We start from the raw sequence: 15,057 nt of genomic DNA, 5'->3' as shown, positions 1-15,057 counted from the left end.
TTACCGGGTGACGGGGTGGGGTTCCCGGTGCGCGGGGCGGGGCGGGCAGGATCGCGGGGCGAGGCGCGAGGGGGCGAGGCCTGCGAGCGCACCGAGCAGAGAGTCGGGGACCAGAGCCGTGTCGGCTCGGCCATCGCGTACGACCGCGGCGATCCGGGATCCGATTTCCGTCGTCGTCGTGCCCATGCCGGCCCCGGAGAGCTCCGGGAGCGAGCCGAGCACCTCGACCGTGGCGGCCTCGACTGCGCGGGCGGCGGCGCCCTCGCCGAGGTGGCCCAGCATGAGCGCGAGCGAGAGGATCGCGCCGGCCGGGTTCGCCCTGCCCGTGCCGGCGATGTCGGGCGCCGAGCCGTGGATCGCCTCGAACATGCTGGGGGCGTTGCCGTCGAGATTGAGGTTGGCGCTCGTCGCGACGCCGAGGCCGCCCTGGATCACGGCTCCGAGGTCGGTGATGATGTCGCCGAAGAGGTTGTCGGTGACGACCACGTCGAAGCGCTCGGGAGTGAGCGGCAGGTGGAAGCACATCGCGTCGACGTGCACGTAGTCGATCTCGACCTCCGGGTAGCGCTCGCCGACCTCCGCGACGACCTGCTGCCAGAGCTGACCGGCGGCCACGAGGATGTTGGTCTTGTGCACGAGCGTCAGCTTCTTGCGGCGGCCGAGGGCGAGGCGCAACGAGAAGTCGACGACGCGCTCGATGCCGGCGCGCGTGTTGAGCGACTCCTGCATCGCCACGGCGTTCGGCGTGCCGGCGTGCACGGTCGAGCCGCGCCCCACGTAGGCGCCCTCGGTGTTCTCGCGGACGATCACCATGTCGCAGCGCTCGGGCGTGAGGCCCGAGATCGGCGTGGGCACGCCGGGGTAGAGGCGCACGGGCCGCACATTGGCGGCCTGTTGCAGGCGCTGCCGCATCTCGAGGATGAAGCCGCGCTCGAGGATGCCCGGGGTGACGCGGGGGTCGCCCATGGAGCCGAACAGGATCGCGTCCCTGCCGCGCAGCCGGGGCTCGACGGCGTCGAAGAGCTCGCCCGTCTCGAGGTAGTGCGCGGCGCCGGCGGCGATGGTGCTGCGCTGCGTGGAGAAGCCGAACCGGGCCTCGGCGGCGTCGAGCACCTCGAGCGCGCAGCCGATCACCTCGGGGCCGATGCCGTCGCCGGGGAGCACCGCGATGTCGTAGCTGTTCGTCATGGTCGATCCTTTCGGCGGCGATCGATCACTCGCGCCTTGGAGTTGAGCCTGTGGTGATCTATATTAAATGGTAAGACCACTCCGCGCGAGGCTGCGCCCGAACCGGGCACGATCCGCCGCACGGCATCGCGGGGGATCCGCGGCGGCGCACGACGCCCCGCCGCACCCGTCGTTCAACTCAGGGAGCCGCCATGTCAGACGCACTCGATCTCGTCGCGCCCGCCGGAGCGCTGCCGATCGGCGACGAGTGGCGGGTCACCGGAGCCGCTGCCGATATCGTCTTCCCCTTCGACGGCAGCGTCATCGGCACCGCGCCCGTGAGCGACGCCGCCGACTCCCGCACCGCGCTCGATGCGGCCGAAGCCGCGCGCGCCGAGGTCGCGGCGCTGACCACCGCGCAGCGCAAGGCGATCCTCACCGAGCTCACCGCGCGCGTCCGCGCCGACGCGCAGCGCCTCGAGAGCCTGCTCGTGCTCGAGACGGGCAAGCCCCGCGTCGACTGCCGCACCGAGGTGAATCGCACCGTCGTCGCGCTGGAGGCGACCGCCGAAGAGGTGTCGCGCATCCACGGCGAGACCGTGCCGCTCGACCTGCAGGAGCTCGGGCGCGGCATGATCGGCTACTACACGCGCAAACCCGCCGGCGTCGTCATCGGCATCGCCGGCTTCAACTACCCCCTGCTGCTCGCGACGCACAAGCTCGCGCCCGCGATCGCCGCCGGCTGCCCCGTCATCATCAAGCCCGCGCCCGATACGCCGCTCGCGACGATCGAGCTGGTCGCGATCACGCGCGAGATCCTCGCCGCGCACGGGGTCACGGCGGCCGCCGTGCAGCTCGTCAACGGCGAGCCCATCGTCGGCGAGACCCTCGTGCGCGACCCGCGCGCGCAGGTCGTCTCGTTCACCGGATCAGCGAGGGTCGGGCACCTCATCGCGCAGCAGGCCGCCCCGCGCAAGGCGGTGCTCGAACTCGGCTCCAACACCGGCTTCATCGTCGCCGTCGACGCCGACCTCGAGGCCGCCGTCGACGCGGTGCTCCGCGGCGGCTTCTACGCCAACGGGCAGGCGTGCATCTCCGTGCAGCGCGTCGTCCTGGAGCGCGGGATCGCGGAGCGCTTCACCGCCCGCCTCGTCGAGCGCATGGGCGAGCTCGTCTTCGGCGACCCGCGCGACCTCGCGACGAACGTCGCGCCCGTGATCAACGCCGCCTCGGGTGAGCGGATCCGTGCCATGATCGACCGCGCGCTCGCCGCAGGGGCGACGCTGCTCGCGGGCGCTCCGGGTGAGGGCGAGGCCGCCCACCTCGCGCCGATCGTGCTCGGCGACGTGCCCGCCGATGTCGACGTCTGGTGCGAGGAGATCTTCGGCCCGGTGGTCTGCCTCACCACGGTCGACTCGGTCGACGCGGCCATCGACCTGGTGAACGACTCGCGCTACGGACTCCAGGCCGCGATCTACACGGCGTCGCTCGAGAGCGCGTTCGCCGCGATCGACCGGCTCGAGGTCGGCGGCGTCGTCGTCAACGAGATCCCGGGCTTCCGCTCCGACATCATGCCGTACGGCGGCGTCAAAGACTCGGGCATCGGCCGCGAGGGCCCCCGCTTCGCCATCGAGGAGTTCACCGTCACCCGTATGGCGATGATCCGTCCGAGGACGCACGGCTAGGTCGGCCCCCGCTCTCCCGCCCCGTTTCTCTGCAGCCCCGACCCAGGAGACCCCGTATGAGCCATCCGCAGATCGACTACTCCCAGCTCTTCCGCCTCGACGGCCGTACGGTCGTCGTGATCGGTTCCGGCAGCGGCATCGGGTGCGAGTCGGCGCAAGCCCTCGCCGCCCAGGGGGCGCACGTCGTGGTCGCCGACTACTCGCTCACGGGCGCCCAGTCGACCGTGGCTCTCATCGCCGAGCGGGGCGGGGCTGCCGAGGCCTACGAGATCGACGTGCTCGACGACGACGCGGTCGCCGTGGCCGCCGAGCGCTTCGGCACGGCATCGGCGCTCGTCTTCACGGCGGCCACGAATGTGCGCAAGCGCATGGACGACTACACGCTCGACGAATTCGACCGCGTGGTCAACCTCAACCTGCGCGCCTCGTTCCAGCTGATCCGCAAGTTCGGCGCGAGGTTCGCCGCGAACGGTGGCGGGTCGATCATCGGCTTCGCGTCGATCCGCGCGCAGGTCGTCGAGCCCGGCCAGGGCGTCTACGCGGCGACGAAGGCGGGGCTCGTGCAGCTCGCGAAGACCGCCGCCGCGGAGTACGGCCCGCAGGGTGTGCGCGTGAACGTGGTGGCGCCGGGCGTCGTGGAGACGCCGCTCACCGCGCAGATCAAGGCCGACGACGAGTGGTACGGGGCCTACGCGCAGAAGGCCGCCCTCGGCCGTTGGTCGCGTCCCGACGAGCTCGCCGGCGCCGTGGTGTACCTCGCCTCCGACGCATCGTCGTTCGTGACCGGCTCGACGCTCACCGTCGACGGCGGCTGGACCGCGATCGACGGCCGCTTCACGCCTCCCGCGTCGTAGCGGCCGGCCGCACCGCTCCTCATGCGGGTCCGTGGGCGCCTTCAGGCGATCCGCGACCAGTCGACCCGGGCGTCGGTGCCGCGCATCGACTCGAACCAGAGCGCCACACGCATGAGGCGGTCGTCGGTGCCGATGCGCGAGGCGATCTGCAGGCCGATCGTGCGGCCGTCGTCCTGGATCCCCGCGCCCACCGATACGGCCGGCTGGCCCGACATGTTGTAGGGCGCGGTGAACGAGATGTGCCCCATGGTCTCGAGCGGATCGGTGATCGGCATGGGATCCTCGGCCGCGAACGCGGCGACGGGCGTGACGGGGGAGAGCACGAGGTCGAAGGGCTCGGTCGCGGCGCGAGTGAGGCGCGCCATCTCGTCGCTCATGTTGCGATTGCGCACCGTCTGCGCGGCCGAGAATCCGGCCCCGGCGCTGCACCAGTCCGCGATGAAGGGGAGCACGGCCGCCTGCTCCTCTGGGCTCAGCGCCTCGAAATCGGCGAAGGATCGGCTGCGCCAGAAGTCCACGAGCCCGTCGAGCACGGCCACCGGCACGAACGGCTCGAGCGGTACGACGGTGGCGCCGGCCTCCGCGAAGCGGGCGGCTGCGCGCTCGACGGCGGCGCGGGTCCCGGGCTCGACGGTAAGGCCGGAGCCGGCGTCGAGCTGCAGCGCGACGCGCATGCCGGAGGGGGAGAGCGGCTCGGTCGACCACTCCATCTCGCGGTACGCGCGGGTGAGGTAGTCGCGCGGATCGGGCCGCGCGATGATCGACATGAGGCGGATCGCATCGGCGGCACTGCGCGTCAGCGGCCCGGCCGCGCGGCCGGTGTAGGGCGCGTCGAGCGGGATCAGACCCTCGCTCGGCTTCAGCGCGGTGAGCCCCTGCCACGAGCCCGGGAGGCGGATCGAGCCGCCGATATCGGTGCCGACGTGGAACGGGCCGTAGCCCGCGGCCGCCGCCGTTCCGGCGCCGGCGCTCGAGCCCCCGGAGGTGTGAGCCTGATTCAGGCCGCTGCGCGTGATGCCGTGCAGGCTGGAGACGCCGGAGGAGAGCATGCCCCAGTCGGGCATCGTCGTCGACCCGACGATCACGACGCCGGCCTCGAGCAGGCGATCGGTGGTCGGCGCGTTCTGCGCCGCGATCGGCGGGTTCGGGATCGCGGTGCCCGAGGGCTTCGGGAGACCCGCGCGGGCGATGTTCTCCTTGACCGTCGCGGGGACGCCGTCGAATGCGCCCAGCTGCGCGCCGGCGCGCCAGCGCTCGGTCGACGCGGCCGCGTCGGCGCGCACCTGCTCGGGATCGAAGAGGTAGAGCGCGTTGAGCTCCGGCTCGCGCGACTCGATGCGGGCGATGATGTCCTCCGCGACCTCGGACGGCGTGATCGCGCCCTCCGCGTAGCGAGCGGCGAGCGTCGCGGCGTCGAGGGCGGCGGAGCGGTTCGAGGTCATCCTGGGCCTTTCGTCGGGGTGGGCGGGGAGGGTTTCGGCTCGCTGCGCTCGCCCGAACGGCGGTGGCGGCGGCGGCGAGCCGAGGCTCCATCAGGTGCGCTGGGCGAGCTCCTGGCGCAGCGTCAGCGACGAGTCGATGAGCCGCTTCGTATACGGGTGCTGGGGATCGAGGTACACCGACTCGGTGTCGCCGGCTTCGACGATCTCGCCCGACTGCATCACGATCACGGAGTCGCAGAGGTGCCGCACGACGTTGAGGTCGTGCGAGACGAACACGAGGGTGAGGCCGTACTCGTCGACGAGGTCGGCGAGCAGGTTGAGCACCTGCGCGCGCACCGACACGTCGAGGGCGCTGACCGGCTCATCGGCGACGACGACCTGGGGTCGGCAGATGAGCGCCCGGGCGATCGAGATGCGCTGGCGCTGGCCTCCCGAGAACTGGTGCGGGAAGCGCTCGGCCGACGATGCGGGCAGTCCCACGGCCTCGAGCATCTCGGCGACCATGCGCTTGCGGTCGGCGGCGGTCTCTCCGCGCCCCGGCACGAGCAGCGGCTCCGAGACGATCTTCTCGACCGTCATGCGCGGATCGAGCGAGCCCATCGGATCCTGGAACACGATCTGCAGGTTCTGACGCAGCTCGCGCAGCTGCGCCTCCTTCGCCCCGTTGACCTCGTTGCCCGCGACGACCGCGCTGCCGGAGGTGGGCCGGTCGAGGCCCGCGAGGATCCGCAGCAGGGTCGACTTGCCCGATCCCGACTCGCCGACGACGCCGAGCCGCCCGCCCCGCGGCACCTCGAAGGAGATGCCCTTGAGCGCGCGCACCTCGGGTGCGGCTGCGAACAGACTCGTGCGTCCGCGCGTGTACGTGCGCACCAGGTCGGTGACGCGCATCACGGGCTCGGTCGCGGGGTCGGTCGCGAAGCGCCCCGCCCGCTCAACAGGCGAAGGCGTCGGATCGCCGGCGGCCGGCGGCACGTACTGCTGCGCGGTCGCCACGGTGAAGAGGCGCCCGTTCGCATCGACGGCGTCGAGGTCGGAGGCGGCGAGCAGCCCGCGCGTGTACGGGTGCTGCGGCCGCGTGAACACCTCCTCCGTCGTGCCCTCCTCGACGACGGCGCCGTGGTTCATGACGAGCACGCGCGTGCACATGTCGGCGACCACGGCGAGGTCGTGCGTGATGAAGAGCAGCCCGGTGCCGCGCTCGCGCACGAGTTCGAGTATGAGGTCGAGCACCTGGCGCTGCACGGTCACGTCGAGGGCGGTGGTCGGCTCGTCGCAGAGCAGCAGCGACGGGTCGTTCGCCAGGGCCATCGCGAGCATCACGCGCTGGCGCTGGCCGCCCGAGAGCTGGTGCGGGTAGGCTCGCGCCGCCTGCGCCGGGTCGGGCAGGTGCACCGCGTCGAGCATCTCGACGGCGCGGCGGTTCGCCTCCGCCCTGTTGGGTGCGAGCCTGTGCTGCAGGATGATCTCCGCGACCTGCGCCCCCGCGCGCATCAGCGGGTTCAGCGCGGTGAGCGGCTCCTGGAACACCATGGCCACGTCGTTGCCGCGCAGCCGCATGAGGTCGGCCTCGGGCGCCTCGAGCAGATTGCCGGAGTACCCGTCGATCTCGACGGACCCGTCGGCGGTGACGCCGGTCGGGAGCAGGCCGAGCAGCGCGGTCGTGGTGATCGACTTGCCCGACCCCGATTCGCCGATGAGGCCGATGCGCTCGCCGTGCGCCATGTGCAGCGAGAAGTCGGAGACGAGGGTACGTTGCGGGGTGCGCACGGTGAGGCCGTCGACGCGCAGCAGGATATCGCCGCGCGCGGCGGCAGAGGCAGTGGGTTCGATGCGCATCAGCCGCGGCTCCCGTTCAGTTTCGGATCGAAGCGATCGCGCAGGCCGTCACCGAGGAGGTTGAAGCCCATGACGGCGATGGCGATGGCGATGCCCGGCCAGACGGCCAGCATCGGCTCGGTGCCCAGGAACTGCTGCGACTCCTGCAGCATGCGCCCCCAGGACGGGGTGGGGGGCGGGGTGCCGAGGCCCAGGAAGCTGAGGCCGGCCTCAGCGAGCACCGCGAGCGCGAACGAGACGGAGGACTGCACGACGACCATGCCGATGATGTTCGGCAGCACGTGACGCACGGCGATCCGGAGCCGCGACTGGCTCGCGGCGCGCGCCGCGAGCACGTACTCCGTCGTCATGACCTGCAGGGTGCCCGAGCGCGCGACGCGCGCGAAGCCCGGGATCGTCGCGATGCCGATCGCCACCATCGCGGTGAGCGTCGAGGCGCCGAAGACCGCGCTGAACATGATCGCGAGCAGCAGCGCGGGGAACGCCAGCGCGATGTCCGAGGCGCGCATGATGACCTCTTCGATCCAGCCTCCGCGGATGCCGGCGAGGATCCCGAGCGGCGTGCCGACGAGGATCGCGATGCCCACGGAGATCACGCCGACGAACAGCGTGATGCGGGCGCCGTAGAGCATGGCCGAGAAGACGTCGCGGCCGTACTTGTCGGTGCCCATGAGGTGCGCGAGGGTCGAGCCCTGGAGGCGATCGGCCGGCATGGCCTGAGTGGGGTCGTAGGGGGTCCAGACGAAGGAGACGACCGCGGCGAGGGCGACGAGGCCGATGAGGATCATGCCGACGACGAGCGTGGTCGACGGCTTGCGCCGGCCCGACTTCGCGGTGGCGCTGGTGCTGGTGTTGCCGGGCGCGCTGATCGCGCTGGTGCGCGGCGCCTGGGAGGGCGGGGTGGGGATCCGCTGCGTGCTCATGGCTAGGCGCTCCTTCGCAGGCGCGGGTCGATGAGCGTGTAGAGCACATCGACGACGAGGTTGAGGATCAGCGTGATCGCGACGAGCACCATCACGACCGACTGCACGGTGAGCATGTCGCGGTTGCCGACGGCGTCGAGCAGCATCGATCCGAGGCCCGGGATCACGAACACGCGCTCGATCACCACGGCGCCGATGATGAGCGCCGCGATCTGCACGCCGGTCACGGTGATCACGGGGATCGCGGCGTTGCGGAGGCCGTGCTTGAGCAGGGCGCCGTTCTTGCTGAGGCCCTTGGCGCGCGCGGTGCGGAGGTAGTCCTCGCTCATCACCTCGAGCACGGCGGAGCGCACGTAGCGGGTGAGGATCGCGCCCTGCACGGAGGCGAGCGCGACGACGGGCAGGATCAACCTGCGGATGAAGTCCCCGAAGCCCTCGGACGGGGCGGTCCAGCCGTTCGCGGGGAGCCAGCCGAGGCCGACCGCGAAGATCATGACGAGCAGGATGCCGGCGAGGAAGCCGGGGATCGCGACGCCGATCTGCGAGCCGAGGCCGATGGCGACGCCCGAGAAGCTGCGGTGCCTGACGGCGGCCCAGGTGCCGAGCGGGATCGCGACGAGCAGGGCGACCGCCATGGCGGTGAGCACGAGGATGAGGCTGACCTGCACGCGGTCGAGCACCATCGGGCTGATGTCGGTGCGGGTCACGTACGAGGTGCCGAAGTCGCCGCGCAGCAGCCCGCCGAACCACTCGAAGTACTGCACGATGAGCGGCCGGTCGGTGCCGAACTCCTTGCGCGTCTGCTCGAGCAGCTCGGGGGTGGCGTTCACGCCGAGCGCGATCTGGGCGGGGTCGCCCGGGATCAGGCGCATGAAGAGGAACACGACGACCGTGGCGACGACGTACGTCGCCGCGAATCTCGCGAGATTGATCAGGATCCGTATGGCCATGCGGGTTCCTCGGGGTCGGGGGTGATGCGCGGGGAGGGCGCCCCCGCGACCGGGTGGTGAGAGCCCCGCCCCGCGGGTGAGCGGTTGTCGGCCTTCGTCAGCCTCGTTCCAGATCGCAACTGCTCACCCTTGGGAAGGAGGGCGCGGGGCCGCTTACTTCCAGCTCAGGTTGGTCAGATCGAGCGCCTCGACGATGGCGTTCTCGGGCATGCCCTGGAGGTTCGCCTTCGCGACGGTGATGTTCGGGAAGAGGAACAGCACGCCCGATGCGGCGTCGTCCACGATCTGCTTGGCGACCTGCTTCATGCCGTCGACGTAGCCGGCCTCGTCGGCGGCATCGGCTTTCGCGGCGATCGGGGCGATCTTCGAGTTGTCGTACCCGATGTAGTAGTTCGGGTCGTTGAAGACGGTGAGGATGTCGCGGGCCTCGACGGCGAGCACGGTGGTCATCTGGTAGTCGTGCTTGGTGAAGACCTGATCGAGCCATACCGCGGGGAACTCGGCCGACTCGATCGTCGCGTTGATGCCGACGTCCTTGAGCTGGGAGACGACGATCTCGGAGACGGCCTGCGCGTAGGGGCGCGTCGGCACGGTGAAGGTGATGTCGAGGTTCTCCTTGCCGGCCTCCTTGAGCAGGTCCCTGGCCTTCTGGGGGTCGTACGGGTACCTGTCGCCCAGATCCTCGTAGTACGGATCGGTCGGGGTCGCGTACGTCGCGACGAGCGAGCCGTAGCCGTTCCAAGCGGTGTCGAGGATCGCCTGCTTGTCGAGCGCGTAGAGCACGGCCTGGCGCACGCGGACGTCGTCGAAGGGCGCCGCCTGGTTGTTCAGCGAGAGCGAGACCTCGCCGCTCGAAGTGCCGGTGGTCACGACGAACTTGTCGTCGGCCTCGAAGCTCGAGAGCAGTTCGGGGGCCTGCAGGTTGGCGATCGCGTCGACGTCGCCGGTCTGCAGCGCATTCGTGGTCGCGGTGGCGTCTGCGAAGTACTTGAGCGTGACCTGCTCGACGCCGGGTGCCTCGCCCCAGTAGTCGTCGCGGGTCTTGAGCACGAGGCTCTCGTTCGGCGTCCACTGCTCGACCGCGTAGGGGCCGGTGCCGACGGGGGTGCCGGCCAGGTCGTCGACGCCCTGCTCGGAGAAGATCGCGCCGACCGGCGTGGCGAGACTGAAGAGCCAGGCGTTCGAAGGCGCGCTCAGGCTCACCGACACCTCGGTGGGAGAGACGACGTCGACGCTCTCGACGACGTCCATCTTCGCCTTGAGGCTCGACACCCAGTCGGTCTTGACGCGATCGAAGCTGAACTTCACGTCATCGGCGGTGAACTCGTCGCCGTTCGAGAAGGTGACGCCCTCCTGCAGCGTGAAGGTGTAGGTCTTGCGATCTTCGCTGACCGTCCAGTCCTTCGCGAGGAGCGGGGCGATCTCGCCCGACTGGTCGAGTTCGACGAGGCCCTCGTAGACGTTCGACATCAGGGCCTGCGGAATCGCGGACCCGGCCGTGGTGGTGAAATCGAGGTTGGTCGGGGTGCCGGTGAGGGCGATGGTCGCGGTGGTGGGGCTGTCACCGGCGCCGCCCGAGCTGCTGCCGGCGCCGGCGGAGCAGCCGGCCAGGCCGACGACGGCCGCGGTTGCGAGCGCGGCCGTGGTGAGAATCGCATTCCTGTATCGCATCATTGCTTTCCTGTGACTCGGGCCCCGGGATCCGGGTCCGCTGGTGGGGGTGTGCGCGGGCGGCAATGCCCGGTCGCCGTTCCGCACTGCACAGCGTATTCGCGGGACGGGTACTGCGTGGTGCCAAATCTCGAAAGATTTCGAACCAGGATACATGGTAAGGCCACTTAAGTGGGCGCTATCATCGAATCACGCGACCGGGACCGGCGGCCGCGCTGCGCAGCGATCAGGAAGAGACTCAGGTGTCCACGACTCACAGCTTCGAGCCGGCGGTGCCCGTGCATACCTATCAGCGCATCGTCGATCAGATCGAGCAGGCCATCGTCTCCGGCGAAATCCCGGTCGGATCGCAGCTCGCCAGCGAGCGGGACCTGATGGTGCAGTTCGGCGTGAGCCGCCCGACGGTGCGCGAGGCGCTCCGCGTGCTGCAGAGCATGGGGCTGCTCGAATCCCGACCGGGGACGCGCGGCGGCCCGGTGGTGCTCGCGCCGTCGTCGAAGAACCTGTCGCGCTCCCTTCGCGCGATGATCGCCACCGACGCGCTCGACGTCTCCTCGCTCGTCGAGTACCGCGTGGTGCTCGAGGGCACCACGAGCCGGCTCGCGGCCGTGCGGCACGACGCCGATCAGCTGGCCCGGATGCGCGCCGCGATCGAGCAGATGGAGCGCGACGCCGAGGCGAACGCCGACACGTTCGCAGCCGCAGACATCGAGTTCCACGAGGCCATCTGGGAGGCGAGCGGCAACGAGGTGCTGCGCCTCACGGGCCAGGCCGTGTCGGGGGTGCTGCGCGCGATCATCCAGCACGATGTCGAGGGCGAGCACCATGACAACCGGTTGAAGCTCGAGTCCGCGGCGATCGACCGCGGGCTCTTCGCCGCGATCGAGCGGCGCGACGGCGAGCAGGCGAACCGGATCGCCCGGCGAGCCGTGGCCGATCGCTTCGGGCGGCTCGTCGAGAGCGACCTCGACCGGCGCGCGCTCGCCGCGCTCGCCGAGTGAGGCGGGTGCGCGGGATCACGCGGCGGTGCGCGATCGCCCGCCGACCCACGCGAGCAGCAGGGCGGCCGCGGCCGCGGACAGCGCGAACAGCACGACCGCGCCGGGGAGCCCCAGCCGTTCGGCGAGAGCGCCGAGCGCGATGACGGGCGCCGCGCTGCCGAGATAGGTCACCGTGTAGATCGCGCTGACGGTGGAGGCGTGGCGCAGCGGGTGCACCGCCGCGGTCGCCGCCGTGAAGGCGGCCTGGAACGCGACGCCCTGGCCCGCTCCCGCGAGCGCGCTCGCGGCGACGAGGCCCCAGACGGCGCCCGCGGCGCCCGCGGCGGCGATGCCGACGAGCGCGAGCGCGAGCACGCCGAGACCGACCGGCAGGCGCCAGCGCCCCGACAGCGGTACGAGCTGCACGAGGGCGGAGGCGGCGAGGGTCGCCGCCGCGAGGAGTCCGATGACCGGCCGCGAGTCGGTGCCCGCGATCGTCGCGAAGTGCGAGGGCGCCAGGGAGAGGCAGAAGCCGAAGACGGTGAAGCTGAGGAAGCCGGTCGCCGCCGCGACCCGGAAGGCGTGCGCGGCCGCGGGATCGTTGCGCCCGGCGGCACCCGGGGCGTCGGGTCGGGGGTCGGGGGCGTCGGCGAGGGCGATCCCGCCCGGCTGAGGCGCGCACTCCCCGTGGGGCGCGACGGCGACGACGACCGGCACGAGCGCGGCGAGCACCACGGCCACGACGAGATACGGGGTCTGGAGCGGCGCGCCCACGAGGGAGAGCAGCCCGCCCGTGATCGGCCCGGCGGCGACGCCGCCCGACGTCGCGAGCAGCGTGAGCCGGCCGACGAGCGCCGGCCGGCCCGGCAGCAGGGCCCGCAGCGCTCCCGAGCCGGTGCCCGTGGCGCACGCCACCGCGATGCCCTGCACGGCGCGGGCGACGCAGAACCATCCGAGCGTCGGCGCGAATGCGAGGGCCGCGGTGGCGAGCGCCGCGGCCGCGAGTGCTGCGATGAGCACCGTGCGGCGATTGACCCGGTCGGCGACGCGGCGGAACAGGATCAACCCCGCGATCAGCGAGAGCACATAGCTGGAGAACGCGATCGCGATCCCGAGCGATCCGATGCCCAGGCGCGTCTCGAGCAGCGGGAACAGCGGGGTGCTGAGGTTGGCGCTCACGAGCAGCGCGAACAGCGCGAGCGCGGTGAGCGCGACCCGCGCACGCGGGCGGTGCAGCGGGAGGGGTGGAACCGCGGGGCTCGGGGTGCTGAGCGGTGCGGCAGCGGTCGCGCGCATGGCGGGCTCCTTCTCCGGGCGCAGGGGTGGTGCGTCCGCGGTCTGCCCGCGGGGTGCTGCGGGCGATTCGACTCGTGCGGCGGGGGTGTCTGCCGGCACGTGAGACATTCCATCGCACGGGCATCGATCTGCGCAAGCGGCGACGTCTGAATTGAGCGATATGATCAATCCACCCGCGTTGGATGTCCATAGGGTGGTCAGAATGAGAGAGATCGATACGACAGATCGGCGTATCCTGCTGCTGCTCGATCAGGATGCGCGGATGCCGACGGCGATGATCGCGACCAGGCTCGGGCTCGCGCGCGGCACGGTGCAGGCCAGGCTGGAGAAGCTGCGCGAGGCCGGTGCGCTGCGGCTGCACAGCTCTCGGATCACGCCGCGGGCGCTCGGGCGGCCCGTGGGCGCGAGTGTGCAGGTCGAGCTCGATCAGCACCAGATCGGCGAGGCGATCGCCGCGCTCGCCGACATCCCCGAGGTGCTCGAGTGCTTCGCACCCGCGGGCAGCACCGATCTGCTGCTGCGGGTCGTCGCGCGTGATCCCGACGATCTCTATCGAGTCAGCGAGGAGATCCGGCTCTGCCCCGGGATCACGCGCACCTCGACGAGCCTGTTCCTGCGCGAGGTGATCCCGTACCGGGTGACCGGGCTGCTGAACGTCGACTGAGGGCCGACCCGCACCCCGCCCCCGCGAGCGGCGTCGCCTGCGCCGGGTTCGTTCGCCTGCGCCCTCCGGAATCGGGCCCGGTTCGCACCTCGGACGGGCGCCGCGCCATCATCCGGCTGCGCCGCGCGGCCTCGGGGCGTCCGGGCGAGAGGATGCTAGCGTATACGTGGACCAGAGTGACCCGAGGGGAGTCGGATAGGCATGCCGAACCGGAGAAACGGAACGACGAAGCGCACGATCGGCCTCATCGGTGCCTGCATTCTCGCCGCCGCGCTGCTGGCCGGCGGATCGACGACGACGGGGGCGGCGCCGGCTCAGGCGCTCGACCTGCCGACCTGGGACGACGTGCAGGCGGCGAAGCAGAACGAGGCGGCTGCCGCCGATCAGGTGACCCAGATCAAGGGGCTCATCGCGGCGGGCGCCAAGGAGCTCGATCGCCTGCGCAATGCCCAGGCCGCGGCCTACCAGGAGTTTCAGCAGGCCGAGCAGGCGTTCCAAGCCGCGACCGACAAGGCGCGCACGCTCAAGGAGCAGGCCGACAAGAGCCGAGAGGAGGCGGATCGCGCGGCGGAGCAGGCCGGCGTGATCGTCGCCCAGATGTACCGCTCGGGCGGAATCGACCGCAGCACCGAGCTGTTTCTCGAGTCCGAGGGCGGCACCGCCGACGCGCTGCTGGACCGACTGGCCTCGATGTCGAAGGCCACCGAGCGCAACACCGCCATCTCCGAGGAGGCCGAGCAGGCCAAGAACACCGCCGAATCGCTCGGCAAGCAGGCCAAGGCCGCGCAGGACGAGCGCGAACGGCTGAGCAAGGAGAAGCAGGCCGCCGAGCAGGCCGCCGCCCAGGCGGTCGAGGGCCAGCGCGAGAAGGTCGTCGCGCAGGAGCAGCAGCAGGCCGACCTGGAGCTGAAGCTCACGGCTCTGCAGGACAAGACCACGAAGACCGTCGAGGGCTACCAGGAGCGCCAGCGCATCGAGGAGGAGCAGCGTCGCGCCGAGGAGGAGCGGCGCAGGAAAGAGGCCGAGGAGCTCGCCAGGCAGGGCGGCGGCGGCGGGCCGGCCGCGCCTCCCGCCCCGGGGGCTCCGGCCCCTCCCGCCCCGCCCGGCCCCGGCTACCAGGGGTGGGTGCTGCCGGTCGACAGCTGGGTCTCCGAGGGGTTCCGGTCCCCGGGTCGCCCCGACCACACCGGCCTCGACCTCGCCGCGTCGTGCGGCACGCCGATCGTCGCCGCGTCCTCGGGCACGGTCAGCATCGCCGGCTGGGTCGACAACTTCGGCGGCAACATGGTCTACCTCAATCAGGACAACGGGTATCAGACCCGCTACGCCCACATGCAGACCTGGCCTCCGGTCAGCAACGGCCAGTACGTGCAGGCCGGGCAGCTGATCGGCTGGGTCGGGATGACCGGCAACGTGACCGGATGCCACCTCCACCTCGAGGTCTCGCCGGGCTACAGCACCGAGTACTGGGTCAACTACCTCGACCCGGCCCAGTTCATCCCGCTGCCCTGAGCCCGGCCGGCAGACGGGAGCGGGCTCGGGATCGCGGTGATCCCGAGCCCGCTCGCAGTTCTCCGCGGTGCCCG

General features: G+C 71.4%; 12 protein-coding genes. 5 read left to right on the top strand and 7 right to left on the bottom strand.

The window, feature by feature from the left end:
* On the bottom strand, positions 1-1,188 hold the full coding sequence (locus D1J51_RS09090) for a 3-isopropylmalate dehydrogenase (protein WP_119074875.1): 1,188 nt from the start codon (positions 1,186-1,188) through the stop codon (positions 1-3).
* 191 nt (positions 1,189-1,379) lie between these two features.
* Here D1J51_RS09090 and D1J51_RS09085 point away from each other — a divergent pair, with 191 nt between their 5' ends.
* Positions 1,380-2,852: an aldehyde dehydrogenase family protein gene (locus D1J51_RS09085; RefSeq protein ID WP_119074874.1), complete on the top strand. Its 1,473-nt coding sequence runs from the start codon at positions 1,380-1,382 to the stop codon at positions 2,850-2,852.
* Positions 2,853-2,908: 56 nt separating this feature from the next.
* A complete protein-coding gene (locus tag D1J51_RS09080; protein ID WP_205547840.1) occupies positions 2,909-3,706 on the top strand; it encodes an SDR family NAD(P)-dependent oxidoreductase in 798 nt (265 codons plus the stop codon).
* A gap of 41 nt (positions 3,707-3,747) precedes the next feature.
* On the opposite strand, the gene D1J51_RS09075 is transcribed toward D1J51_RS09080, so the two are convergent.
* From D1J51_RS09075 to D1J51_RS09055, 5 genes are all read right to left on the bottom strand, one after another.
* Complete coding sequence (locus D1J51_RS09075) at positions 3,748-5,148, bottom strand: amidase (protein WP_119074873.1); 1,401 nt, start codon at positions 5,146-5,148, stop codon at positions 3,748-3,750.
* Positions 5,149-5,238: 90 nt separating this feature from the next.
* A complete protein-coding gene (locus tag D1J51_RS09070; protein ID WP_119074872.1) occupies positions 5,239-6,987 on the bottom strand; it encodes an ABC transporter ATP-binding protein in 1,749 nt (582 codons plus the stop codon).
* Complete coding sequence (locus D1J51_RS09065; RefSeq protein ID WP_119074871.1) at positions 6,987-7,910, bottom strand: ABC transporter permease; 924 nt, start codon at positions 7,908-7,910, stop codon at positions 6,987-6,989. Before D1J51_RS09065 ends, D1J51_RS09070 begins: the two co-directional genes overlap by 1 nt.
* A gap of 2 nt (positions 7,911-7,912) precedes the next feature.
* Positions 7,913-8,860 carry an ABC transporter permease gene (locus tag D1J51_RS09060; protein ID WP_119074870.1) on the bottom strand — a complete coding sequence of 316 codons (948 nt, stop codon included), beginning with the start codon at positions 8,858-8,860 and terminating at the stop codon, positions 7,913-7,915.
* A gap of 153 nt (positions 8,861-9,013) precedes the next feature.
* Entirely contained in the window at positions 9,014-10,534 is a 1,521-nt protein-coding gene (locus D1J51_RS09055; protein ID WP_119074869.1) for an ABC transporter substrate-binding protein, read from the bottom strand.
* Positions 10,535-10,773: 239 nt separating this feature from the next.
* Here D1J51_RS09055 and D1J51_RS09050 point away from each other — a divergent pair, with 239 nt between their 5' ends.
* Entirely contained in the window at positions 10,774-11,532 is a 759-nt protein-coding gene (locus tag D1J51_RS09050; RefSeq protein ID WP_119074868.1) for a FadR/GntR family transcriptional regulator, read from the top strand.
* A gap of 15 nt (positions 11,533-11,547) precedes the next feature.
* On the opposite strand, the gene D1J51_RS09045 is transcribed toward D1J51_RS09050, so the two are convergent.
* On the bottom strand, positions 11,548-12,807 hold the full coding sequence (locus tag D1J51_RS09045) for an MFS transporter (RefSeq protein ID WP_240423099.1): 1,260 nt from the start codon (positions 12,805-12,807) through the stop codon (positions 11,548-11,550).
* A 202-nt stretch (positions 12,808-13,009) separates the two neighbouring features.
* Between D1J51_RS09045 and D1J51_RS09040 the strand changes: the two genes are divergently transcribed.
* Positions 13,010-13,471, top strand: a complete 462-nt coding sequence (locus D1J51_RS09040; RefSeq protein WP_119074866.1) for an Lrp/AsnC family transcriptional regulator — start codon at positions 13,010-13,012, stop codon at positions 13,469-13,471.
* Between the two features lie 201 nt (positions 13,472-13,672).
* Positions 13,673-14,983 (top strand): peptidoglycan DD-metalloendopeptidase family protein, encoded by a 1,311-nt coding sequence (locus D1J51_RS09035; RefSeq protein ID WP_119074865.1) that lies wholly within the window; start codon positions 13,673-13,675, stop codon positions 14,981-14,983.
* Positions 14,984-15,057 lie beyond the last annotated feature (74 nt).

Source organism: Leucobacter sp. wl10, from assembly GCF_003569785.1.
Lineage (GTDB): Bacteria > Actinomycetota > Actinomycetes > Actinomycetales > Microbacteriaceae > Leucobacter.
The sequence above is the reverse complement of the archived record's forward strand: the minus strand, read 5'-3'. Positions and strand labels throughout refer to the sequence as shown.